This is a genomic window from Oceanibium sediminis, assembly GCF_003265325.1.
GTDB classification, from domain to species: Bacteria; Pseudomonadota; Alphaproteobacteria; order Rhodobacterales; family Rhodobacteraceae; genus Halovulum; species Halovulum sediminis.
This window is the reverse complement of record NZ_QGNX01000004.1, coordinates 287677-311670: the sequence shown is the minus strand read 5'-3', so window position 1 is coordinate 311670 and position 23994 is coordinate 287677. Positions and strand designations below refer to the sequence as shown.

Below are 23994 nucleotides of genomic sequence, written 5' to 3'. Positions count from 1 at the left end.
TTTGCCTCCTATACGTGGCGGATGTCGCGGTTGAGCAGCTTGAACTGCACCCAGGTGATCAGCAGGATCAGCAGGAACATCGCGAAGGAAAGCGCCGAGGCGTAGCCGATGTTCAGCCCCTGGAAGGCGGTTTCGTAGACGTGCAGCGAGTAAAGCCGCGTCGCATTGGCCGGGCCGCCTCCGGTCATCAAGTAGGGCAGGGCCATTTCCTGCATCGAGGCGATCATGATCACCACGGCCAGGAACAACGTCGTGGGCATCAGAAGCGGCAGCGTGATGTCGCGGAACAGTTGGAAGCGGCGCGCGCCGTCCAGCTCGGCCGCTTGGTACAGGTGGCTCGGAATGCCCTGGATAGCGGCAATGTAGATCAGCACAGCGTAGCCGATGTCCTTCCACACGGACACGGCGACCAACACCCAGATCGCGGCGTCCGGATCGGTCAGCCAGTATTGCGGCGGCAGGCCCAGCTTCAGCAGGGCGGCGTTCAAGAGCCCGGTATAGGGGTCCAGAATGGACTTCCACATCAGCGCGGAAATCACGAAGGACACGATGTAGGGAAAGAACAGGATCGCGCGGATCGTGTTGCGCGCCTTCAGCGGCCCCGCCAGGATCGAGGCGAGGCCAAGCGCGATCACCAGCGTGAACACGGTGGAGCCGATGGCATAGATCATCGTCGCGCTGACCGCCTTGATCGCCAGTTTGTCCGTCACGATGGCGATGTAATTCGTGAACCCCGCGTAGGTGGACTCGCCGATCAGCGGTTGCCCGGTGCGGAAGCTGGCCCAGAATTCGATCGCGATCGGCCAGAAGAAGAAGATCAGGAAATAGACGATCGCTGGCGACAGAAAGGCATAGGCTGTCAGTGCGCGGCGCTGTCGGTAGGTCATGGCCCGTTCTTTCGGCTTGCAGTGGGGCCCCGGCGCGTGTGCGCCGAGGCGGTTGGCATCACTTGCCGGCGATGATCTTGTTCGCCTCGGCCGCGGCCTCGGGCAGGACGTCGGCGGCGGGCTCGTTGGAATAGAGCACCTCCTCGAAGGCCGTCTGGATCACCGTATCGACGGCCGGGTCGTACTTGCCGGTCAGGGACAGCGGCAGCTGTACGGGCTGCGAGTAGGGCAGGCAGGACCCGAACTGGCCCAGCAGCGGATCCGCCTGGACCCGTTCATCGGCCAGCCAGGACTTGCGCGGCATGGTCATCGAGTATTGCAGCGAGGTTTCGACCTCGACCTCGAGAGAGGTCAGCCGCTTTGCCAGCTCCCATGCCATGTCCGGGTGGGTCGCCCCCTTCGGGATCGACAGCGCGACACCGCCCTGGATCGTGGCCTGCTCCGCGTTCGTCAGCGACGGGGCGACGCCCCAGTTCAGTTCCGGGTTGCCGGTGCGGATCGGGTTGATGTCCCAGGGGCCGGTCAGGATCATCGCCGCGCGCTCAGAGGTGAACAGCTTCTGCGGCCCCTCGTAGTCGGCACCCGCCACCGGCACGGGGGCAGAGCGGTCTTCGTGGATCAGGTCGGCCAGGAACTGCAGCGCCTCGATCGACGCGTCCGAGCCGATCCCGACCTCGCCGATTTCCGAGTTGTAATACTCACCACCGTTCTGGAACACCCAGGGCCAGTAATAGATGAAGGCGGAGTTCGGTGCGAAGCCGAAGACACCGGGCTTGGTGGTCGCCTTGGCCACTTCGCGGAACTCCTCCCAGGTGGTGGGGGGCGCGTCGTACCCGGCATCGGCCAGCATGTCCTTGTTGTAGACAAGCGTCGCGCAGGTCAGGTGGATCTGCAGGCCGTAGATCTGGTCGTTGATGGTGTTCTGGGCAACGGCGCTGTCGAACCAGTCGCCGGGAAAGTCGAACTCTGCCTGATCCCGCGCGGCCAACTCGTCCAGCGGCGTCAGCAGGTCCTTGAAGGCGAATTCCGGCACCCAGCCGCCGGGGTTCGCCACCAGGTCGGGCGCGTTGTCGGCGGCGAAATCCGCTACAAGCTTGGTGCGCAGGTCGGGCCACTGGAATTTCTCGAACTGGACTTCCCAGCCGGGGTTGTCCGCCTCGAACTCGGCAATGGCGTCCATGTAGGTGTCATAGCCGTGACCGGCGTTGAAATAGACGCGCAGGGTTTCGGCGGACGTCGCGCCCCCGCTCAGCCCCAGTGCAAGTGCCACCGCGGTGCTGCGCAACCAGAATGATTTTGTCATTTTATCCTCCCAAGTTGTTTTAGAGTATCGATTATTTCGACGGCCGGATCCGGTTCTCGGTTTCCGCGTCGAACACCAGCGCGTGCGTTTCCGGGATGACCAGGGTCACCGTGTCGCCCGCGCGGATATCGCGCCGCCCCTTCAGGTCGACGCAGAATTCCTGGCCCGAGGGCAGGATCGCGTAGCCATAGGTGACGCCGCCCAGCTGCTCGACCGAGCGCAGCTTCAGCGGCGCGCCCTCGGGGCCGATTTCAAGGTGTTCGGGGCGGATGCCGACAATGGCCTTGCCGCTTTCCGGCGCCTTGGCGGCCATGGACAGCGTCGCGCCCTCAAGATCCTCCAGCACCAGTCGGCCATCGGCCCAGCGGGCGGGCAGGAAGTTCATGCTGGGCGAGCCGAGGAAGCCGGCCACGAACTTGTTGACCGGGTCGTCATACAGCTCCAGCGGTCTGCCCACCTGTTCGATCCGCCCCGCGCGCAGCACGACGATCTTGTCGGCCAGTGTCATCGCCTCGACCTGGTCGTGGGTGACGTAGATCATCGTCGTGCCAAGGGCTTGGTGCAGCTCAGACAGCTCAAGGCGCATCCGCGTGCGCAATTCCGCGTCCAGGTTGGATAGCGGCTCGTCGAACAGGAAGACCTTGGGGTTGCGCACGATGGCCCGCCCGATCGCCACGCGCTGGCGCTGACCGCCGGACAGTTCGGCGGGCTTGCGATCAAGATAGGCTTCCAGGCCCAGGATCTCGGCGGCGCGGTCGACCTTCTTCTTGATCTCCGCCTTGGGTTCCCCGGCCAGCCGCAGGGCGTAGGCCATGTTCTGACGCACGCTCATATGGGGGTAGAGCGCGTAGTTCTGGAACACCATCGCAACGCCGCGCTGGCCGGGGTGGCGGTCGCTCACGTCCTGATCGCCGATCACGATCTGGCCTTCGGTCAGATCCTCTAGCCCGGCGATGGTGCGCAGCAAGGTGGACTTGCCACATCCCGAAGGTCCGACGAAGACGCAGAATTCGCCGTTCTCGATTTCCAGGTCAAGCGAAGGGATGGCCACGACGGACCCGTAATCCTTGCGAACTTTCTTCAGCGTTACGCCTGACATTTCCCCTCCCAAGGATCTTCAATTCCGTGATTGGTAAAGTTCACTAAAGTTTACCTAGAGTCAAGCGTGCTGTCGCTTCGGCGCGTGACGTTCCGTGCACGAGGCTCGGGAAAACCCGCCCTACAGGGGGGGGGGGAGCCAATCGGGACTGACCTTTGCGCGCCGGTCCCGACCGGTGCCGCAATCCATGCTATGATGTTTGAAAAGGGGGTGCCGCCATGGTGCGAATTGCCGATTCCAGGGGCGTCCACTGGACCGCCGCCAGCGAAAACACCGCACAGCTGTTGTTCGACACGATCGAGCGATTCCTGACATACCGCGCCGATACCATGGCTCGCATCGACAAGGTGCTGGCGCAGGATCCCGAATGCCCCGGCGCCTGGGCGCTGAAGGGGGCGCTGTTCATCCTGAACCGCCAGCAGTCGATGATCCCGCGCGCGAAAGACGCCCTTTCAAAGGCGGCGGCACACTCCGGCGGGGCGACGGCGCGGGAACGCCAGCTGATCCACGCACTGTCCTGCTGGGCGGCGGGGGACCTGCGCGCCGCGCAAACCGCGCTGGACGGGCTGCTGGTCGATGCGCCCCACGACCTGCTGGCGCTCAGGCTACAGCACGTGAACGCCATCTTCTTCGGCAGCCCCGAGGTGCTGCGCACCACAATGGCCCGCGCGCTGACGGACTGGCATGACGACATTCCCGGCGCGGGGATCGTCTACGGCATGGCCTGCATGGCGCTGGAGGAGGCGGGCGCCTACGCCCGCGCAGAAAGGCTGGGCCGCCGTGGCGCGGAGCTTGCGCCGGATGACCTGTGGTGCGTCCATTCCGTCGCCCACGTGATGGAGGCGCGCGGCGACCTGTCCGACGGGATCGCCTGGATGCAGAAACCCGAAAGCTACTGGCAGGATCGCGGGCCCATGCGCCATCACCTCTGGTGGCATGAGGCGCTGTTTCACTACGAAACCGGCGACATGGACCAGGTTCTGGCCTACTACGATCACCGCCTCGCCCCGACCGCCCCGGTGGGCTACCTGGAGATGTCGAACTGCGCTTCGCTTCTTTACCGGGTGGACGCGGCGGGGGGCGACTGCGCAAGCCGCTGGCAGGACCTGGTGCAGAACTGCGCGCACCTTGCTGAGGATCGCGCCCTGACCTTCGCCGATGTCCACCTGCTCATCGCGCTTGCCATGGCAGGGGAGGATACGGCGCTCGGCCGCCTCGCGCGGGACTTGTCGGATTATGCAGCGGGCGGCACATCGTTCGACCGGATCGCCAGCGCTCGGATCTGCCTGCCGCTGTCACAGGCCATGCAGGCCCGGCGCGCGGGGCGGCATGGCGCGGCGGCACAGATCCTGAGGGACGCGCGTTACGACTTCCCCGCCATGGGGGGCAGTATCGCGCAGCGCGACATGCTTGAGATCCTGCTCGTGGACACCACCATCGCGGCGGGGCAGACACGGGCGGCGCGTCGGCTGGTGAACGCCTACCTGGACGCGCGGCCCCATTCCGCCCCGATGCAACGCATTTCTGAAGCGCTGGGTGTGACCGGCGCACCGGCGGGCGGCTAGGTTTCGTCGGCGGAAAGCGCGCCGCGCATCGCCGCGATACGCTCCAGCGCCTCGGCACGGGTGCTAAAGACGTTCGGCACGAAGTCCTTGCGGGCGGCCTGCTTGCGGATTTCTGCCGCGATCTCGGGGCTGGTGCCGTAGCGGACCGCGCCGAGCGCCCAGTGCTCGTTCAGGCGCTTGCCCCTTTGCGAGTGGGGGATCCAGGCGCGCAGGTCGATCCGGCAATCCGTGTAGTCGACAAGGAAAAACCACTTGCGCCCGGTCTGCTCCAGCCGTTCCTCCAGCGTGTCGTAGATCATGTCGACCTCCGGCGCCCCGTCGAGGTCGAGGCCGGTGAAATCCACCTCCATGATCCGTTCGTGCGGGTGGAACGAGATCCGCCCGTCGACCTCCGCCTTCGCGATGCGCGAGGGGCGGCGCGTGCGCAGGATCCACGCAGGGACCGCCTGTTTCAGAACCTCGATCCGGGCGAGGGCGTCTTCGCGGTTGTCGAAGAGGTTGGCGTCGAAAGCCTCCGTATTGGCGCGGGCGCGGATTTCGCGCGTCGTCTCCTCGCTCGCATCGAATCGCACCGAGCCGAGGGAATGCGTCACGTTCAGCCGCTTGCCGCGCATCGAATGCGCCAGCCAGCAGGGTTGCTGGATACGGCAGTTGTGATAGTTGACGAGGAAGAACCACTTCTGGCGTCCGCTCGCGGCGATCAGCTCTTCCAACCGGTCATAGAACAGCTCGACTTGTGCGGGTGCGTCGAAGGCGAGGTCGGAGAAATCCGCCTCCATGATCACCGCCTCGGCGTCAAAGCGGATCCGCGCATCCGCTTCGGCGCGCATGTCGAGGATCGGTTCGTGGTTCTGAAGAAGCTGCATCGTCATACTCTCACCCTTTGTCCGTTGGTCCGCATGTGGTGGCCGGCAAGGCTCGGGGACATCATCCGTCAGGGGGGCGGGGGCGATCTGTTCTGAATGTAACACATCCATGCAGGAATCCGGATGTCTACGTCGCCGCACCGGGGTGTCGGCGGGAACCGGCGCGTCCATGTGCAGCTAAGCATTCGGGGCAGGGCTGCGAAGGCTCTTGACCTTCCCGTAACTGGAAGCCCTACGTAGGGGGAAACTGACGGGAATCGGAAGGATTGGGATGACTGAGAACATCAAGCTCAAGGTGACGGGATTGTCCTGCGCGTCCTGTGTCGGGCGCGCCGAGCGCGCGCTCGCCACGGTCGACGGGGTCGCGTCGGGGGACATCAACCTTGCGACATCAACGGCCAGCGTGCAGGTGACGCGCGCCGGGCTGGAACCCGACCTTGCCGCCGCGCTGGACAAGGCGGGGTATCCGGCGGTGATCCTTTCGGACACGCTCAGCGTTGCGGGGATGACCTGCGCCTCCTGCGTCGGGCGGGTGGAGCGCACGCTGAAGGCCCAGCCCGGGGTGATCGAAGCTTCCGTCAACCTCGCGACCGAAGAGGCGCGGGTGCGCTACCTCGACGGGGCGACCAGCGCCGAGGCGCTGGCGCGCGCGGTCAGCGATGCCGGCTACGCCGCGACGCCCGCCGCCGATGTGGATGCCGAGGATCACAGCGCGCGCAAGGCCGACGAGGCGGACGAGCTGCGCCGCAATCTCGCCATCGCGGCCATCCTGACCCTGCCGGTATTCGTGCTGGAGATGGGCGCGCATTTCGTTCCCGGCATGCACGCGCTGATCGGGCGCACCATGGGACATGAGGTGAGCTGGACGATCCAGTTCCTGCTGACCACCATCGTTCTGGTCTGGCCCGGCCGGGGCTTCTTCACCAAGGGCGTTCCGGCGCTGCTGCGCGGCGCGCCCGAGATGAACTCGCTGGTTGCGGTCGGCACCTTCGCCGCCTGGATCTACTCGGTCTTCGCGCTGTTCCTGCCGGGGCTGTTCCCCGAGGGCACGCGCGCCGTCTATTTCGAGGCGGCCGCCGTCATCACCACGCTGATCCTGCTCGGCCGCATGCTCGAGGCCCGCGCCAAGGGGCGCACCGGCGCGGCGATCCAGCACCTGGTTGGTTTGCAGCCCAAGACCGCACGGGTGGAGCGTGACGGCCAGCTGGTCGAAACGCCGATCCGCGAGGTGGTGGTGGGCGACATCCTTCACCTGCGCCCCGGCGAGCAGGTTCCCGTCGACGGAGAGGTGCTGACAGGTACGTCCTACGTCGATGAGAGCATGATCACGGGCGAGCCGGTCCCGGTCGAGAAGGCGCCCGGCGAAAAGGTCGTGGGCGGCACCGTCAACGGCAATGGCGCACTGAGTTTCCGCGCCACGGCGGTCGGCGCGGACACGATGCTGTCACGCATCATCCGCATGGTCGAGGACGCACAGGGCGCAAAGCTGCCGATCCAGGCGTTGGTGGACCGGGTCACGGGGGTTTTCGTGCCCGTGGTGATGGGCCTCGCGGTGCTGAGCGTGGCGGCCTGGCTGCTGTTCGGGCCGGAGCCGGCGCTGAACCTCGCCATCGTTGTCGGGGTGTCGGTGCTGATCATTGCCTGCCCCTGCGCCATGGGGCTTGCGACGCCGACCTCGATCATGGTCGGCACCGGGCGGGCGGCGGAGCTTGGGGTTCTGTTCCGCAAGGGCGACGCGCTGCAGGGGTTGCAGAACGCCGCCGTGATCGCGCTGGACAAGACCGGTACCCTGACCGAGGGCAAGCCGGAGTTGACCACGCTGCGCATGACCGGGGAACGCGCCGAGGACGAGATCCTCGCGATGCTCGCCGCGGTCGAGGTGCAGTCCGAACACCCCGTGGCGCAGGCCATTGTGCGCGCGGCGCAGGCCAGGGGCCTCGATCTGCCGCCGGTGGAGTCTTTCGAGGCGGTCACCGGCATGGGCGCACGCGCGCGCGTCGCCGGGGCGTCGGTTCTGATCGGCGCGGACCGTTTCCTTGCGTCCGAGGGGATCGATATCGGCCCGCTCGCCACGCAGGGGCAGGCGATCGCGGCGCGGGCGGAAACGCCGCTCTATGCCGCGATTGACGGTCAGGCCGTGGCCGCGCTGGGCGTGTCGGATCCGATCAAGCAGGGCACGCCCGCGGCGATCTCGGCGCTGCATGAGCTGGGGCTGAAGGTGGCGATGATCACCGGCGACAACCAGGCGACGGCCAATGCCATTGCGCGCACGCTGGGCATCGATCACGTCGTCGCCGAGGTGCTGCCCGAGGGCAAGGTCGCCGCGCTGAAGCAGCTGCGCGATGCGCATGGGACGATCGCCTTCGTCGGCGATGGGATCAACGACGCCCCCGCCCTGGCCGAGGCGGATACCGGTGTCGCCATCGGCTCGGGCACCGATGTCGCGATTGAGGCGGCGGACGTGGTGCTGATGTCCGGTGACCTGGCGGGCGTGGTGAACGCGCTGACCATCAGCCGCGCGACCATGCGCAACATCCGTCAAAACCTGTTTTGGGCCTTCGCCTACAATGCAGCGCTGATCCCGGTCGCGGCGGGTGTCCTTTACCCGTTCGGCGGCACGCTGCTGTCGCCGATGCTGGCCGCCGGCGCCATGGCCGCGTCCTCGGTCTTCGTGGTCAGCAACGCGCTGCGGTTGCGCGGCGTCAAGCCGGTGCTTCTGGACCAGCCCGCCCCTTCGGCGGCGGACCACGCGCCGCGCCCCGTCGCCCCGCGCCGGCAAGAGGCTGCCTGATGAACATCGGCGATGTCGCCGCCCGCACCGGGTTGCCGCCAAAGACGATCCGCTACTACGAGGAAATCGGCCTCTTGAAACCACCGAGGGGCGCGAACGGGTATCGCGCCTTTCGCGAGGGCGACATGCAAAGGCTCGTTTTTCTCGGGCGGGCCCGCGCACTAGGCTTCAGTATCGAGGATTGCCGGGTCCTGCTTGACCTGCGGGCTGACGGGACGCGCGCCAGCGCCGGGGTGAAGGACGTCTCGCAGGGCCACCTTCGCCGGGTCGAACAGAAGATCGCGGACCTGTCGGGGATGCACGAAACCCTGTCCAGCTTGGTGCGGGCCTGCGCGGGCGGCACCCGCCCCGATTGCCCGATTTTGGATACCCTTGGCACCGGCGCGGCGCAGGGCCGCGCCTGACATACCTTGCCCCCGCGGGACCCATGCCGCGGTGCGCGCTCGTGCGCGGCGCGGATGCGCGGTGCCAGAAAGCCGGGCGTTTCAGCCGGGTCGGGATATTGCATGGCCGTCATCGAGCGGGTGAAGATCTGCATGGTCGATCTTGCGCCGAAGCTGCGCAGGCGCAACGCGATCCAGTCCTTCGACAGCTAGGAAGTGCCCATCCAGCGCATCCACGACAGCGACAGCGACGGCGCCATCGGCACCGGCTATTCCTACACCATCGGGCAGGGCGGCCCGGCGGTCATATCGTAACTGAAGGAAACGCTCGGCCCGCAACTGCTCGGGCGCGAAGCCGAAGATATCGAGCGAATCTGGCGGGACCTTCTGTTCAGCACCCAGGCGACGGCGGCGGAGGCGATCACCTCACTTGCGCTGGCGGCGGTGGATCCCGCGCTTTGGGACCTGCGCTGCCGCCGGGCCGGGCTGCCGCTGTTCCGGATGCTCGGGGGTAGCAAGGAAACGGGGGTAGCAAGGACAGCGTGCCGTTCCACACGAACGAAGGCGGCTGGCTGCACCTGGTAAACCGAGGCGCTGGCGGCCGACGCGCTGGATGCGCAGGCCAGGGGCTTTGCCGGGTCCAGGATCAAGATCGGCCGGCCGCAACTGGCTGAGGGTCGCGAGCGGTTGAGCGCGGGGCGAGCGACACTCGGCCCCCGCCACGAGATCATGGTCGATGCCAACCAGACCTTCACCTTGGCCGAGGCGTTCAACCTGCCGGTCTGCCCGCATCTCCTGATGGCGCTTCACGCCAGCCTTGCCTGCGCGATCCCCAACGCCCCGTGGCTGAAATATAACCCTCAGCTCAATGGCATCACGAAAACCGGGCTGCGCATCGAGAGCGGCCGCGCCTGCCCCGCGGAGTCGCCCGGCCTCGGGATTGTGTGGGACTGGGACGCCATCGAAGCGGCGCAGATCGACGGGCTGAGCGCAGACCTGCACCAGGCCGGGTAAGATTGGGCCGGGCTGTGTTCCGTTGAAGCGGGGATACGCTGCAGCGCATAGGGCAGGTCATCGAGCGGAAACCGGAAAATGTGGCGTCCTGGAAACGCCTGCACGCCGGGCGCTGGCCCGCTTTGTCGGGGCGGCTCAATCCGGTGTCGGGGCGCCCGCAGCCAGCAAGCCTTCGGATTTCAGGTCCGACCAAAGGGCAGGGGGGATCGTTGTGTTCTTCCAGGCCAGCACCTCCGCCAATTCGGCAGGTGTCCTTGTGCCCGGTATCACGCTGCTCACCTGCGGATGGGCCAGCGGGAACTGCAGCGCCGCGGCGGGCAGCGGAACCCCGTGTGCCGCGCAGACGCGCGCGATTGCCGAGGTACGATCTCGCACCTCCGCGGGGGCCTCGGCGTAGTTCCAGGTGCTGCCGCCCACCAGGATCCCGGAATTGAATGGCCCGCCGACAACCACTTTCGTTTCCGCCGCGGCAAGGCGGGGAAACAACGCGTCCAGCGGGGCCTGCTCCAGAAGCGTATAGCGCCCGGCCAGCAGGAAGACATCCCAGTCCCCGTGGTCGAGCGAGCGCAGGCAGACATCGATCTCGTTCACACCGATCCCGATGGCCGAGATGTCGCCCGCGCGGCGCAGCTCGTCCAGCGCACGGTAGCCCCCGCTCATGGCGTCCCTGAAATGGCGCGCTTCCTCGTCAGGGTCAGTGTGGGTGTCCGCGCCGATGTCGTGCAGGAAAAGAATGTCCACATGATCCAGCCCGAGCCGTTGCAGGCTGTCCTCGAACGAGCGCATTACCGCTTCATAACCGTAGTCGAAAACCGGGTGGAAGGGCAGCGGCTTCGGCCAGCCATAGGCCGCGGGATCGGGCGGCAGACCCGGTGTCAACAGGCGCCCGACCTTGGTTGACAGGGTGATGTCCGCACGGTCGCGCAGCGCGTCCCCGAACCGTCGCTCGGAGAGGCCGAACCCGTAGTACGGGGCGGTGTCGAAATATCGCAGGCCCGCCGCAAGCGCTGCGTCAAGGGTCCGGGCGGCGGCTGCCTCGTCCACGGGGTTCAGCAGGCCGCCGAGGGGCGCGCCTCCAAATCCAAGCTCGGGTAGCATCATGTCGTCCTCTCTTGCGTCTTTAGGGGTGGTGGTCGGCTTTCCACCAGGTCGGCGTTTTCCGACTTCAGTTTGTCATGAGCGATCCAGATCCGGTCCCGGTGTTCGCGCATCTCGCGCTCGGCGCCATTCGCCCTTATCTGCCCGAATATCGTCACGTGTTGCATCAGGGCCAGGCCGCTTTGGCCCACGCGGGCAGGACTTGGTACCTCAGCCGGGCGCGCTGCCCCTTCACGCCCTGGATCACGCTCCAGGGGCAGGGCAGGCCGCCGCCTTCGCTCGGCAGTCGGTGGAGCGCGTCGTCCATATACATGACGCTGTTGTCGTCGTTCTCGCGTCGGGCTTGATCGTCAACGGTCCTCGTGGCTTTGTTTGCAATATGGAACACTACCATCGCGGAATGAGGCGTGAAAGCCTGCCCCGCGCGCGGGCCTGCAGGGGGCCTGGCGGCTGCCATATCTGCTTTGCCCTGGATCAGGGAGGCGAGCATCACCGCGAACAGGACGATCAGGCTATGGCAGACGTATCCCAGACCCAGCGGGCCAGCTCAGCGTGGGTGGGAAACCAGACGGACCCGCGCGATTTCGCGTGTTCGATGAGGCGTTCAAGAATCCAGATCCTTGACCGATAGCCGATGACGAAGGGGTGAAAGACCAACTGGCAGACGGAGCCCTCGTCGAAAGCGGCGTCGAATTCGCGGCGGAATATGTCGAACACCGCTTCCGGCGGGGTCCATGGTCGCGTCGGAGGTTCGCGGTTGAACAGCAGGTAGACGGCATCGTCCCGGATCCAGTCCACGGGGATTTCCACAACGCCGGTGGGCGTGCCATGGGACAGAAGTTCGTAACAGCTGTCGTCGGCCATGAGGCTGCTGTCATAGGCGAATCCGAGCTCCGCGACGAGGTCCACCGTGTGCGCGCTGAGATCCCAGTTGGCCGCGCGATGGCCCACCGGCTCGGCCCCGGTGAGGTCACGCAGCGTGTCTCGGGCGCGCAGCATCAGTTCACGCTCGACGGCGCGGGGCAATTTCGAGGTATTTTCGTGGATCCAGCCGTGGACCCCGATCTCATGCCCGGCGGCGGTGACGGGGGTGAGCGCATCGGGGGCAACCAGGGCTGACACGGCGGGGATGAAGAAGCTCGCCCGCACATCATGGCGCGCCAGCGTCGACAGGATTCGAGGTACGCCGGTCCGCCGCCCGAATTCGCCCCAGGCCAGGCGCCCGATGGCGGCGCGCCCGGTCCCCAGTTCAAAGGTCTCGTGGTCGCAGTCGAAGGACAGTGCGAAAGCGCATTGTGCGTCGCCGGGCCAGCTGTCGGGGCGCAGTGGGCGGCCTGCGCGCACAGTGTCTATGGCGCGCCTCCAGTCCTGTTCAGGCGTTTCCCAGGGTTTGTCTCGGTTCACTTTTCAGGCACCTCACGGAGGGAAGCCATTATGCGGGCGGCGTCCGTCCCTGACGAAGAGGACAGTAGCGCGCTGCCAAGGATCATATCAGGGTTTCCAGGCGGGTGTTGGCGATCAGTTCGGGCACACTTGCCTGGTTGGGCAGCGACAGCAGGAAGGCGACCATCCCCGCCACGGTTTCCGGTGTCAGCCGGTCGGCCTTGGGCGTGACACCGGGCAGGCCGTCGATCAGCTCAGTATCGATGGCCCCGGGGCAAAGGGCGGTCGCGCGCACGCCGTCGTCCCATCCGGCCTGGCGCACGGCTTGGGTCATCGCCAGAAGTGCATGCTTGGTCATCGCGTAACCGACCGAGGTGCCGGGCCGGAACCGCTTGGCGTCGGTGGAGGCGATGTTGATGACCCGCCCTGCGCCGGAGGCGCGCAGGTGCGGCAGCGCGGCGCGGATCAGCCGGAACGGCGCCTTGACGTTGATCGCCCACAGATCGTCCAGGTCGTCTTCGGATCCTTGTTCGAAATCGATCATGCGCAGGATGCCCGCGTTGTTCACCAGCGCGTCGAGCCGTCCGAAACGCTCCATCGTCGCATCGACCCAACCGCTGGCGGAGGCAGGGTCGGTCGCATCAAAGGGGCTTGTGGACAATCGCGCGGCCGGTACATCGAACCGGCGGGCCTGAGAGACGTCGCGCAGGCCGAGCGAAACGCTCCAGCCGTCGGCCAGCAGCTTTTCGGTGATCGCAGCGCCGAGCCCACGGCCCCCGCCGGAGATCATCGCCACGCGGTCCATCAGAACAGGCCCTGGTAGACGCCGCCGTCGTTGACGATGTTCTGTCCCGACATGAACCCCGCCTGCGCCGAGCACAGATAGGCGATCAGGTCGCCGCATTCCTTCGGGTCGGCAAAGCGCCCGGCGGGGCAAGTCTTCTTGCGGTCCTCGACGATGGCTTCATAGGTGGTGTTTCCGCGCTTTGCATGGCCGTGCAGGTTCGTGTGCAGCGCGTCTGTGTCGAACAGCCCCGGACAGACCGTGTTGATCGTGACATTGTGGGGCATCAACTCGCGCACCATCGCGGCCACAGCGCCCGACAGCGCCAGGCGGGCGGCGTGGCTGTGGGCGAACCCCACCTGCGGGAACTTGATGAAGCTGACGGACATGTTGACGATGCGCCCGAACTTGCGCTCCTGCATGGCGGGCGCGACGGCCTGTATCATCTCGATCGAGGACAGGAAATGGGTTTCCAGCCAGAAGCGCCAGTCCTCGGAGGTGATCTCGGCATAGGGGGTGGGCACCTGGCGCACGCCGGGATTGTTTACCAGGATATCGACCTGGCCCGCGGCATCCAGGATCGCGCGCCGCCCCTCGGCGGTGTTGAAATCCGCGGCGACCGGCGTCACCTCGACGCCAAAGTCGGAGCGGATGGCGGCGGCGGCGGCGTTCAGCTTGTCGGCTGAGCGGGCATTCAGCGTGATGCTGGCCCCCTCGGCGGCGAGCGCGCGGGCGGCGGCGAGGCCAAGCCCCTGGCTCGCGGCGCTGACAACCGCGTGTTTGCCTTCAAGTCCCAGGTCCATCGGGATCTCCTTTCATTGGTGTGTGCGGGTGCTCAGGCGACCTCCGCCGGCTCTTGCAGCAGCTCTTTCAGCCCGTCCTTCAAACCGCGCAGCGCGGGGCCCGAAAGATCGCGCAATGGCGGGCGCATCGCGCCGCCGCCGGGAAGGCCGAGGGTGTTCATTGCCGCCTTCGTGGCCGGGTAAAGTGTGCGCCCGCCCGAGGTGAACAACTCTGTCAGCGCGATCCCCGTGCGCTGAAGGGCCCAGGCCTGCGCGGTCTTGCCCGCCTTGGTAAGATGCCACAAATCGAGGCATCCGGGCGCCCAGACATTGGGAAAACAATCGATCAGCCCGTCCGCCCCGGCCAGCGTCGCCGGGATGCCATAGGCCGAGGAGGGGCCGCAGAAGACGCGGATCCGGTCCTTCACGCGCAACAGCGTGGCGTGGAAATTGCCCCAGTCACCGCTGCTTTCCTTGATCGCAACGGTGTTGTCCAGGTCCGCCAGCCGGTCGGCAATCGCCGGGGTGATCGCGTTCCAGGCGTTGCCGGGAATGTTGTACAGCACGACCGGAAGGACGGATTTCGCATCGATCGCCTCGAAATGCGCAATCAGCTCGGCCTCGGTCAGATGCGCGAAGTAGGGGGGCAGGACCAGCACGCCGTCCGCGCCCGCCTCTTTCGCGGCATGGATCTGCTCGATCACCTCGCCCTCCCGGATCGCGCCGGTGCCGATGATTGCCGGTCCCCGGCCCGCGCAGGCCGCCACGGTCAATTCTGCGATCCGGGCGCGTTCGGCCAGGCTGAGTGCCCAGAACTCACCGGTGCAGCCCGCGGCCACCATGCCGGTTGCGCCGGCGTCGAACAGGCGGTCGATGTTGGCGGTGAACCCCGCCTCGTCGATGGAAAGGTCCTCGTGAAAGGGGGTCGTGATCGCCGGCATCGGTCCGGACCAGTCGATCGAGGATCGATTCATTGGTGGGCTTCCCTCATGTTATTGGTGATCGAAATGGCGTCACCACTTTCGTGCGGCCCTGAGCGTCGCGCGTTCAGGCGCGCGCCCGCCGGACCGGCGGCGAAATAATGCGCGGCATCGGCATCGATGGCGAAGGGGATCGTCTCTCCCGGTTTCCAGATGGTGTGGCCGGGCGCGCGGCCGGTGAGGCGCAGGTCCTCTCCCACCCGCAGCACGACGATGTTCTCATGCCCGGTCTGTTCGACAAGCTGGACCACGCCGCGCAACGCACCGCTGCCCAGCGTCAGCGCCTCGGGGCGGATGCCGAGGCACGCCTCGCCAGGTCTTGCGTCGGGGCCGAGGCCGCGCGCCTCCAGTTGCAGGGCGGGGGCCTCGAAGCGCCAGGTGTTGCCATCGCGTGCCAGCGCGCCGTCGATCAGGTTCATTCCGGGCGTGCCGATGAAGCCGGCGACAAAGCGGTTGGCGGGGGCGCGGTACACCTCCTGCGGGGGAGCGAATTGCTGAAGCGCGCCACCCTCCATGATGGCAATGCGGTCGGACATGGTCATCGCTTCCAGCTGGTCATGGGTGACATAGACCATGGTCCGGCCCAGCCGCTGGTGCAGTTCGACCAGTTCGGCGCGCATGTAGCCGCGCAGCTTCGCGTCCAGGTTGGACAGCGGCTCGTCCAAGAGGAAGACCTTCGGATCGCGCACCAAGGCCCTGCCAAGCGCCACGCGCTGTTGCTGGCCGCCGGACAGCTGCTTCGGCTTGCGGTCCAGAAGCGCGGTCAGTTGCAGCATCTCGGCGGTGCGGGCGACCATCCTTGCACGCTCGGCCTTCGGCACGCGGCGCTTCTTCAACGGGTAGGCGATGTTCTGGCCCACGCTCATGTGTGGGTAGAGCGCGTAGGACTGGAACACCATGGCGATATCCCGGTCCCCGGGGGCGACGTCGTTGACCACCCGCTCGCCAATCCGGATCTCGCCCGAAGTCGGGAACTCCAGCCCTGCGAGCATGCGCAGCGTCGTCGTCTTGCCGCACCCCGAGGGGCCGAGCAGGGACACGAATTCACCCTGGCGGATATCGAGGTTCAGGTTTTGGACGGCGACAAAGCTGCCGAAGCGTTTCTGAACGTCGGAGAAGATCACATCGGCCATGTCTATCCTTTCACGCCACCGGCGCCGAAACCGCTGGTCAGGTAACTTTGCAGGAAAGCGAAAGCGATGATCAGCGGCACGCTCATCATCACGGAGGCGGCCATCAGCAGCGACCATTCGATATTGAACGACGTGATGAGCATATTCATCACCCCCGTCGTCAGCGGGCGCGCGCTGTCGGAGTTCACCAGCACCAGCGCGTAGAGGTATTCGTTCCAGCTGAGGATAAAGGTGAACAACGCGGTCGAGATGATGCCCGGCAGCAGCTGGGGCAGGATGATGTCCCAGAACGCGCCAAGGCGGGACGCGCCATCCACCAGCGCGGCGGATTCCAGGTCCTCGGGAATGCCGGCCATGAAAGAGCGCAGAAGCCACAGAGCGTAAGGCAGCGCGAATGTGGTGTAGGCGATCACAAGCGACAGAATGGTGTTGGACAGGCCCAGACCAACCAGCAGGAGGTACAGCGGCAGGATCAGCACCACCGAGGGCAGCAGGTAGGTGAACAACACCAGGAACGCCAGCGTTTCGCGCCCGCGGTAGCGATAGCGCACCAGGCTGTAGGCACCGAGTGTCGCAATTGCCACGACGATCAGCGTCGTGGCCGAGGACAGGATCACCGAGTTAGTGAAATAACGCAGGAACCCCGTGTCTGACAGCAGCCGCCAGTAATGTTCGAATGTCCAGCTCTCGGGCATGATCGTCGGCGGGCGGCGGAACAGTTCGGACTGCGGCTTGACCGAAGTGACCAGCATCCAGAACAGCGGGAAGGCAACCATCAGCACGATGGTCCAGGCAAACAGGTTGAAGGCTATCTTCCGGATGGTCACAGGCCGTCCTCCGTTCTTGTGCGGCGGATGTAGAGGACCATGAACACCAGCATGATCAGCATCATGATCACCGCATAAGCGGTGGCCATGCCCATTTGGTTCAGCGAGAACGCCTCCTTGTAGACAAGAAGCGGCAGCGTCTGGGTCGAGGTGACCGGCCCGCCGCCCGTCAGGAGGAAGATCAGGTCGAATTCCTTGAAGTCCCAGATCGCGCGCAACATCACGATCACCACCAGCACTTCGCGCAGTTGCGGCAAGGTCACGTCGAAGAAGCGCGCGATGGGGCCGGCGCCGTCGATACGCGCCGCCTCGTAAAGCTGTCCGGGTATGGTCTGCAGGCGCGCCAGCACTGCGATCACCACGAAGGGGAAGTATTTCCACGCTCCCACCAGGATGACCGAGACCATGGCGTTCGGCATAGAGCCGAGGTAGTCGATTGGAAACTCGATCAGGCCAGCGCCCATCATCAGATGGTTCAGGATGCCGTAAAGGTCATTGAAAAGCCATTTCCAGACCAGCACCGCCACCACGGTGGATATGAAGTAGGGAAACAGGATCAGGGACCGTGCGAGGCTGCGGAACCAGATGTTCTGGTGCAGCACAAGCGCCATGCCGATGCCGAAGACGATCTGCAGGCTCAGTGTGCCGACAGTCCAGATTAGGTTGGTTCTGAGGGAATACCAGAACTCACCCTTGGCCAGCAGCGTGGCGTAGTTCTGCAAGCCCACCCATTCGCCATCCAATGTCGGGGTATAGATCGAGAACAGCGACAGGTAGATCGCGGAGATCAGCGGATAGACGATCACCGCGCAGAAGACGAGGACCGTCGGCGCGATAAGAAGGAGGCCCAGCAACGAATACCGGCGCTCCAGAAGTGTTTGTTTCGTATGCGCCATGGGGAGCCTGTGACCGGGGGGCCGCCGCCTGTCCGGCAGCCCCGCCTGGTATCAACCCTTCATGATGGCTTCGATGGCGGCGGATGTTTCGCCGATCACCGTGTCGGCGTTCTCGCCGTTCAGCACCACGCGCTGCACCATGTCTGCGATCGCGCCTGAGCCCACGACCTCGCCCGCCTTCTCGTTCGACGGATGCGCGGTGGACTCGTAGCCAAGGTTGAACCCGCCCGCGGCGGACGCGGCCATCAGTTCCACTTCGTCGGGGTACTTCTGGATGATCTCGTTTTCCTGGTACTGCGGGTTGTTGTTGATCGACTGCAACACCGGCAGCACATGGCCCGGCGCGGCGTGCAACTGCTTGATGTAGCCCTCGGGCTGGAACAGATGCGCGGCGAAGGCTTTCGCGGCGTCCTTGTTCTGGGACTGCGCGGGGATGAACACGCTGGGGAAGTCGTTGAACGTCCAGGGGGCGATGTCAGTCGACAGGCGCGGGTAGGTTGCGCAGGTGATGGAGTCGGCGATGCCGGGGTTCTGTGCCGCCACGTTGCCGAGCACGCGCCCGGTGTAGATGCCGGTCGCCGTCGCGCCGCTGACGAAAGCGGTGATCGCCTCGCCCCAGGAATAGTTGGTCGCGCCCGGCGGGCAAAGTTCCCGCATGGAGGTGTAGAACTCCAGCGCGTCGCGCGTGGCCTGGGTATCCAGCGCCACGTTCAGGTCGGTGTCGAAGACCTGACCCCCGGCCTGGTGAATGACGCCGATGAAGATCAGCGAGGTCATCGAGTTGCGGCCATAGGGTAGGGGCGCGCCATAGATGCCGTTCTTCTGCATGGCCTGGCATGCGGCACGCAGTTCGTCCCAGGTCTCGGGCGCCTTGTCGACGCCGGCTTCCGCCATCAGGTCCGTGCGCAGCCACATCATGTTGGCCGCCGAGTTGCCGATGCCGGTGCCGACGTAGTTGCCGTCGGCAGCTTTGAACACGTCGTTGGCGCCGGGATAGAAATCATCCGCGCCGATCGCCTCGATCACGTCGTTGAACGGCTCGACTAGCCCGTTGGCATAGTAGGACTGGATCGCGAAGGACGGCAGGTGCGTGACGATGTCCGGCACTTCCCCGGACGAGAAGGCGGCCGCCAGTTGCGGGGCGTACCCTTCGTCGGACGTGGTTTCGAAAACCACCCTGACGCCGGGATTGGCAGCTTCGAACGCGGCGATCTGGAATTCATACGCCTCCACCTGCTGAGGCGCGGCCTGGGGCGACCACCAGCGTAGCGTCGTTTCCTGGGCTGAGGCGCGGAACGGCACGGCGGCAAGAGCGGATGTCGCGGCAAGCGCCCCGAGGGCGCCACGCCGGGTCAGCCCGGTCCGGAGTTTCGCTGAGTAAGTCATCTGTTATCTCCCTGCTGATTGTGTTCGCATAGCGCACTCTTGTACGATATAACGCATGTGACGGTGAGTCGCGCAAGGCCGTTATCCGAATTTCGGCGTTAGCCCGGCCCACGGCTTGTGCTAGAACCTCCCGAATTGCGCTAAGGAGGCTAGAATGTCGCAAAGAAATGAAGCGGCGGAAGACGCAGAACTGACCATTCCCGGGCGTACGCCTGCGCCCTCGGGGCTGATGACGGCGTCGCCGAACGCGTCGGAAGAGTCCGAGCAGGGCAGCATGAACCCGCGCGATTATGTCAGCTCCCTCGCCCGTGGGCTCGAGGTTTTGCGCGCTTTCAACCGCACCGGGCGCAAGATGACACTCTCCGAAGTCGCGTCCGAGACAGGCAACACCCGCGCGGGGGCGCGGCGCATCCTTCTGACGCTGGTTCACGAGGGCTATGCCGTGGCCGATGGCAAGCTGTTCGACTTGACGCCGCAGGTGCTGGAACTGGGATATTCCGTTCTGTCCTCCAAGGGGGCATGGGAAATCGCGCGCCCCTTCATTGACCACCTGTCCGAGGAGATCCGCGAATCCGTTTCGGCGGCGGTGCTCGACAATTTTGATGTGGTCTATGTCAGCGGGGCGCAGTTCCACCGCGTGATCAGCGTCGGAATCTCGGTCGGTGCACGCTTCCCGGCGCATTGCACGGCGAACGGCAGGGTGCTCCTGGCGGCGCAGCCGAAGGAAATGTGGCCCGGTATCCTGCAGAGCATTCCGCTGACCAAGATGACCGAGCGGACCGTCACAGACCGGGTGGAATTCCGCAAAGTCCTGGAACAGGTGCGGGAACAAGGTTGGTCCCTGGTCGACCAGGAACTGGAGACGGGGCTGATGTCCATCGCCGCCCCCTTGCGGAATGCCTCTGGCGGGCTTGTCGGCTCGATCAACGTCGGTGTGCCGACGGTCCGCATGACGGCCGAGGAACTGGTGGAATTCATCCTGCCGAAACTGCTGGGAACAATCGAGAAGATTTCCCGCGCGCTCAAGCACTAGGGGGACTGGGCGGCAAATCTTCCGGGGCTGAACGGCGCCGTGTCTCGGGGCGGGTCACGCCCCAGCATCTCGGCCGCCGCCATCCGGGCGACAAGCGGGCCGAGCGTATAACCCGCGTCCCCCGGCACAGCCATGACGATGCGCCCCGCTCGCGGTAGCGGGCCGATGATCGATGCGCCGTCGGCGGTCGTGTTCATGCCGGCCCAGGTGCGGATGATGCGGATACCCCCGATCGAGGGGATAAGCTGCGCCGCCAGCGCGACATTCCCGAGGAGCGAGCCGTAGAGCACGCCCGGCACCGTGCGCTCTCCGCGGTCCTCGGCGGGCCAGCCGCCGCCGATCACGATCTGCCCCGTGCCAAGTTGCTTCAGTGTGAGAGAGCGTTCTGCGTGCTGGATCAGGTGCTGGATCCGGGTCTGGCACGGTTCCGTGATGTTCATGTGCAGCGGCTCGGCCCGGGTCGGGATGTCCAAGCCATGGCTGCGCGCCAGCGGCCCGGCGCCCCAGGCCGCGGCGATCAGGACCCTGTCGCCGTGATGGGTGAAATTGCGGCCCCTGGCCTCAACAATGCCCCCTTCGACAGTGATAGCCGAGATCCAGTCCCGTTCGATGCGAACGCCAAGCCTGTCTGCGGCCGCGCGCAACCGGACGTTGGCCACAAGCGGATTCAGCTTGCCCTCGTCAAGACAAAGCTCGGCCCCGATGATCTGCTGGCCGAGCCAGGGCGCGAACCGGTCGACAGCGGCGCGATCCAGCAACTCGGCACGCACTCCCCTGGCGGTTTCGCGCTGGACCTTTTGCTCCAGGAAAGCCATCTGGTCAGGGCTCTCCGCCAGCATTAGCCCGCCCTTGCGAACCAGGTCGAACGGGCCGTGCGCGGCGTCCAGGTCAACCCAGGCCTCCACCGCCGCGCGATAGAGCGGCAGCGACGCCTCGATATTGGGGACCTGTCCGGGATAGAGCCGCATGAAGCGGCTTTGCATCTGCACATGCAGGCTGCCCGCGTTCGCGGTGGACCCGGCGTTGATGCCCGCGTCGATGATCTTCACCTTCATGCCCGCGCCCGCCAGTTCGATCGCCGCGACCAGCCCGACGATTCCGCCGCCGACGATCAGCACGTCAGTCGATGTCATCCAGCGCCTCCCGGGCCGCCAGGATGGCGCTGATGCTGACCGGCTTGATCGGCACGCGTGGTGCGAAATAGCTCAGGTCCTGCATCTCTGCCCCGGTCTCCCGGGCGACAAGGCGTGCGGCGACCGGGCCGCAATAGCGCCCCTGGCAGCGGCCCATGCCGACCCGCGTCGCGCGTTTGAGCGTGCCGACATGGCCGGGGTCGAGCTCTAAACCGGCGCGCAGTTGAGCGAAGGTGATTTCCTCGCACCGGCAGACCAGCGTGTCGGAGTCCGGTTCGATACCCGCTTCGGGGGTGCTGCGGTACATCCGCCAGAGCGCCGCCTGGAACGCCCGATGTCGGCGCAGGAGGCGTTGTTCGGCGTAAAGATCGGTGGCTTCCCCGAATCCAAGTCGCGCCGCCGCCGCTCGGCCGGCGATCCGCCCTTCGCAGGCCGCCGCCGGGGCCCCGCCCAGGCCGGCGCAGTCGCCCACCGCGAATAACCCGCTGATGCTGGTTTCCAGAATTGCGTCGCGCTCGCATCGCAGATGTCCGAATATCGGATCATAGCGCATCCGCGCGCCAAGCAGACGCAGGATCTCGTTCTGAGGCTCGAAGCCGTCATTCATGCAAAGAGCATCGACGGTGCATTCCTGGCGTGACCCATCCGCGGCGGCGAAACTCGCGCGCAGCGCCGTGCCCTCAGGCGCCACCTTCGTCAATACAGTGCGGTTGCGCAGCGGTATCCCGAGGCGGCGCAGGCGCACCATCATTCCTGCGCCTTTCCATGTCAGCGCCGGGTCGGCAAGGGCGGCCCTCAGCGCCGGAAGGGGGGCGGTGAAAGGGGGTGGTGCCGCTTCTGCCACCAGAGCGACCTCTGCGCCCCCGTTTGCCAGTTCCAGTCCGACCTGGACGTTCAGCGGCCCGGAGCCGCAGACCGCGACGCGCTGGCCGGGCAGGGTGCGATAGCTGCGCCACAGGGTTTGCGCGGCCCCGGTTGTCATCACGCCCGGAAGGGTCCAGCCGGGCACCATGCGCGGGCGTTCGTAAGCGCCGGTCGCAACGATTGCCGTCTTCGGGCGGGCGATCAGCGCGGCCCCATCGTGTTCGGCCAGGAACAACAGGCCATCGAAAGCCCCCCAGATTTCCACGCCCTGGATGATCTCGGCGCCGCTGTCCCGGGCCTCGGCCAGCAGCGTCGCGCCCTCGGCCTGTTGTGTATCCAGCGGCGCGCCCTTCAGGGCGGACTGCTTGTAGTACTGGCCGCCCGCGACCTTGCGCTCGTCCAGAACCACGACACTGGCTCCGGCGCGGCATGCGGCGATGGCGGCGGACAGCCCCCCCGCGCCGCCGCCGATGACCAGCACATCCGGAGACAGGCTGCGCGCGCCACCGACAGGGGGTGCTGCATGGGCTGTATCGAGCGCGGGGAAAGCTACCTGGGTCGCAATCGTCAGCCCGTTTGCCGCCGCTGTCATGCAGGCGCGCTTGTTCGGTGTGCCGTTGACCGTGACAAGGCAGTCCTGGCAGACGCCCATGCCGCAGAACATGCCCCGGTCCTGCCCCTGCGCGGTGCGACGCAGGGCGCGCTGTCCTGCCTCCGTCAGGGCGGCGGCGATGGATTGACCATCGCGGAACGGGATCACCGCACCGTTGAAGGTGAACGTCGCCTCAGGCATCGTTCGTGCCATCGCGTTTTCCCATCAGCGTATCGCGCAGCGCGACCAGCCGCGCCACGGCTTCGGAGCGCCATGCCGCGCGCGCGGCAAGCTGATCCGCCGGGCAGACCACGCGGCGTTGCGCTTCGACCTGCGTGACAAGGGCGTCGGACCACTCGACCGTCTCGCCCCGCGCCTCGCCCATGCGCTTGTAGGCCGGTCCAAGTCGGGCGGCGTGCGCGCGAATTCCACCCGCCGTGTTCAGCTCGGCCGTCTCGAACGGCCCGGACAGCGCCCATCGAGGCCCGAGGCCGAGGCGCATCACTGTGTCGATGCCCTCGACGTCGGTGACGCCTTCTTCCACCAGTCGGTAGGCCTCGCGCAGGACGGCGCCCTGCAGCCGGTTCAGCACGAAGCCCTCGACCTCATGGCCGAGGGTGACCGGCGTAAAGCCGCCGTCGCGGAAAAGCTCGGCGCATCGCGAAACCGTTTGCGCCGATGTTCCCGGCCCCGGTGCGAGTTCGATAAGCCGCAGGACGGCCGGCGGGTTGACCGGATGCGCCACGAGGCACCTGGCCTGCGCAGTGGGATCCGGCAGGATGCGCGATATCGGTATCGCGGAAGACGCCGTCGCAAGCACCGCGCCGGGGGGCGCGTGCCGAAGAAGGTCGGCGAAGATCGCTTGCTTGACCGCAAGGTCCTCCGGCCCGCATTCCAAGACGAGCGCGGCATGCCCGACGGCGGGCAGCGCCTTGCCAAAATACGTCAGCGAGCCATTCCCGTCGCGGCTTAAGCCAGCCAGCGCGATGGCCTTTTCCTGCAGCCGGATACCCTCCGGCGCTGCCGCGCGGCGGGCCATGTCGGGTTCCACCAGATCCACGATGAAGCCCGCGTCGCGGAAGGCGGCCGCGAGGGAAAGGCCGATGAAGCCGGCACCCAGTATCACGACGTTAGGGGGCGTCTTTTCGCGCAAACTCAAATCTTTTCCTTGCGTAGGTTCGCATAGCGAACAAAA

At 66.1% G+C, this 23994-nt stretch carries 22 protein-coding genes; 6 read left to right on the top strand and 16 right to left on the bottom strand.

Translation table 11 applies throughout. From position 1 onward, the window contains the following. Positions 1-8 precede the first annotated feature (8 nt). The 3 genes from DJ029_RS12635 to DJ029_RS12625 are packed head-to-tail and all read right to left on the bottom strand — an operon-like array spanning position 9 to position 3289. A complete protein-coding gene (locus DJ029_RS12635) occupies positions 9-887 on the bottom strand; it encodes a carbohydrate ABC transporter permease (protein ID WP_112322826.1) in 879 nt (292 codons plus the stop codon). A gap of 58 nt (positions 888-945) precedes the next feature. Beyond that, positions 946-2190 (bottom strand): ABC transporter substrate-binding protein, encoded by a 1245-nt coding sequence (locus DJ029_RS12630; protein WP_112322825.1) that lies wholly within the window; start codon positions 2188-2190, stop codon positions 946-948. A 31-nt stretch (positions 2191-2221) separates the two neighbouring features. Further along, a complete protein-coding gene (locus tag DJ029_RS12625; protein ID WP_112322824.1) occupies positions 2222-3289 on the bottom strand; it encodes an ABC transporter ATP-binding protein in 1068 nt (355 codons plus the stop codon). A 218-nt stretch (positions 3290-3507) separates the two neighbouring features. Here DJ029_RS12625 and DJ029_RS12620 point away from each other — a divergent pair, with 218 nt between their 5' ends. After that, positions 3508-4854, top strand: coding sequence for a tetratricopeptide repeat protein (locus tag DJ029_RS12620; protein WP_112322823.1), 1347 nt, complete (start codon positions 3508-3510; stop codon positions 4852-4854). On the opposite strand, the gene DJ029_RS12615 is transcribed toward DJ029_RS12620, so the two are convergent. Beyond that, complete coding sequence (locus DJ029_RS12615) at positions 4851-5726, bottom strand: hypothetical protein (protein WP_112322822.1); 876 nt, start codon at positions 5724-5726, stop codon at positions 4851-4853. The genes DJ029_RS12620 and DJ029_RS12615 overlap by 4 nt on opposite strands. Before the next feature lie 265 nt (positions 5727-5991). On the opposite strand from DJ029_RS12615, the gene DJ029_RS12610 reads away from it, so the two are divergent. The 4 genes from DJ029_RS12610 to DJ029_RS22135 all read left to right on the top strand — a co-directional run bounded on the left by DJ029_RS12610 (position 5992) and on the right by DJ029_RS22135 (position 9908). After that, on the top strand, positions 5992-8511 hold the full coding sequence (locus DJ029_RS12610; RefSeq protein ID WP_112322821.1) for a heavy metal translocating P-type ATPase: 2520 nt from the start codon (positions 5992-5994) through the stop codon (positions 8509-8511). Further along, a complete protein-coding gene (locus DJ029_RS12605) occupies positions 8511-8915 on the top strand; it encodes a MerR family transcriptional regulator (protein ID WP_112322820.1) in 405 nt (134 codons plus the stop codon). The genes DJ029_RS12610 and DJ029_RS12605 overlap by 1 nt, the downstream gene beginning before the upstream one ends. Before the next feature lie 294 nt (positions 8916-9209). Further along, on the top strand, positions 9210-9479 hold the full coding sequence (locus DJ029_RS22140) for an enolase-like domain-containing protein (protein ID WP_258165092.1): 270 nt from the start codon (positions 9210-9212) through the stop codon (positions 9477-9479). Positions 9480-9488: 9 nt separating this feature from the next. Then, positions 9489-9908 carry an enolase C-terminal domain-like protein gene (locus tag DJ029_RS22135; protein WP_308861022.1) on the top strand — a complete coding sequence of 140 codons (420 nt, stop codon included), beginning with the start codon at positions 9489-9491 and terminating at the stop codon, positions 9906-9908. A gap of 135 nt (positions 9909-10043) precedes the next feature. Here DJ029_RS22135 and DJ029_RS12595 read toward each other — a convergent pair whose 3' ends face one another. The 9 genes from DJ029_RS12595 to DJ029_RS12550 form a co-directional block, all read right to left on the bottom strand. Next, a complete protein-coding gene (locus tag DJ029_RS12595; RefSeq protein WP_112322819.1) occupies positions 10044-11009 on the bottom strand; it encodes an aldo/keto reductase in 966 nt (321 codons plus the stop codon). Positions 11010-11513: 504 nt separating this feature from the next. Continuing rightward, positions 11514-12410 carry a polysaccharide deacetylase family protein gene (locus DJ029_RS12585; RefSeq protein WP_112322817.1) on the bottom strand — a complete coding sequence of 299 codons (897 nt, stop codon included), beginning with the start codon at positions 12408-12410 and terminating at the stop codon, positions 11514-11516. Between the two features lie 82 nt (positions 12411-12492). Beyond that, on the bottom strand, positions 12493-13194 hold the full coding sequence (locus DJ029_RS12580) for an SDR family NAD(P)-dependent oxidoreductase (RefSeq protein WP_112322816.1): 702 nt from the start codon (positions 13192-13194) through the stop codon (positions 12493-12495). After that, positions 13194-13976 carry an SDR family oxidoreductase gene (locus DJ029_RS12575; RefSeq protein ID WP_112322815.1) on the bottom strand — a complete coding sequence of 261 codons (783 nt, stop codon included), beginning with the start codon at positions 13974-13976 and terminating at the stop codon, positions 13194-13196. Before DJ029_RS12575 ends, DJ029_RS12580 begins: the two co-directional genes overlap by 1 nt. A 32-nt stretch (positions 13977-14008) precedes the next feature. Beyond that, on the bottom strand, positions 14009-14929 hold the full coding sequence (locus tag DJ029_RS12570) for a dihydrodipicolinate synthase family protein (protein ID WP_112322814.1): 921 nt from the start codon (positions 14927-14929) through the stop codon (positions 14009-14011). Continuing rightward, complete coding sequence (locus DJ029_RS22480; RefSeq protein ID WP_112322813.1) at positions 14926-16068, bottom strand: ABC transporter ATP-binding protein; 1143 nt, start codon at positions 16066-16068, stop codon at positions 14926-14928. Before DJ029_RS22480 ends, DJ029_RS12570 begins: the two co-directional genes overlap by 4 nt. Positions 16069-16070: 2 nt before the next feature. Next, a complete protein-coding gene (locus tag DJ029_RS12560; protein ID WP_112322812.1) occupies positions 16071-16895 on the bottom strand; it encodes a carbohydrate ABC transporter permease in 825 nt (274 codons plus the stop codon). Beyond that, the gene (locus DJ029_RS12555) at positions 16892-17791 is read right to left on the bottom strand and encodes a carbohydrate ABC transporter permease (protein ID WP_112322811.1); all 900 of its coding nucleotides are present in this window, start codon (positions 17789-17791) and stop codon (positions 16892-16894) included. Before DJ029_RS12555 ends, DJ029_RS12560 begins: the two co-directional genes overlap by 4 nt. A gap of 51 nt (positions 17792-17842) precedes the next feature. Further along, the gene (locus DJ029_RS12550) at positions 17843-19177 is read right to left on the bottom strand and encodes an ABC transporter substrate-binding protein (RefSeq protein WP_112322810.1); all 1335 of its coding nucleotides are present in this window, start codon (positions 19175-19177) and stop codon (positions 17843-17845) included. A 154-nt stretch (positions 19178-19331) separates the two neighbouring features. On the opposite strand from DJ029_RS12550, the gene DJ029_RS12545 reads away from it, so the two are divergent. Beyond that, entirely contained in the window at positions 19332-20210 is an 879-nt protein-coding gene (locus tag DJ029_RS12545; protein WP_198671143.1) for an IclR family transcriptional regulator domain-containing protein, read from the top strand. Here DJ029_RS12545 and DJ029_RS12540 read toward each other — a convergent pair. The 3 genes from DJ029_RS12540 to DJ029_RS12530 are packed head-to-tail and all read right to left on the bottom strand — an operon-like array spanning position 20207 to position 23958. After that, on the bottom strand, positions 20207-21343 hold the full coding sequence (locus DJ029_RS12540) for an NAD(P)/FAD-dependent oxidoreductase (protein ID WP_112322809.1): 1137 nt from the start codon (positions 21341-21343) through the stop codon (positions 20207-20209). The two genes, DJ029_RS12545 and DJ029_RS12540, sit on opposite strands and share 4 nt — an antisense overlap. Next, complete coding sequence (locus tag DJ029_RS12535) at positions 21330-23012, bottom strand: FAD-dependent oxidoreductase (protein WP_112322808.1); 1683 nt, start codon at positions 23010-23012, stop codon at positions 21330-21332. The genes DJ029_RS12540 and DJ029_RS12535 overlap by 14 nt, the downstream gene beginning before the upstream one ends. Beyond that, entirely contained in the window at positions 22993-23958 is a 966-nt protein-coding gene (locus DJ029_RS12530; RefSeq protein ID WP_112322807.1) for a 3-hydroxyacyl-CoA dehydrogenase NAD-binding domain-containing protein, read from the bottom strand. The genes DJ029_RS12535 and DJ029_RS12530 overlap by 20 nt, the downstream gene beginning before the upstream one ends. Between the last annotated feature and the right edge of the window lie 36 nt (positions 23959-23994).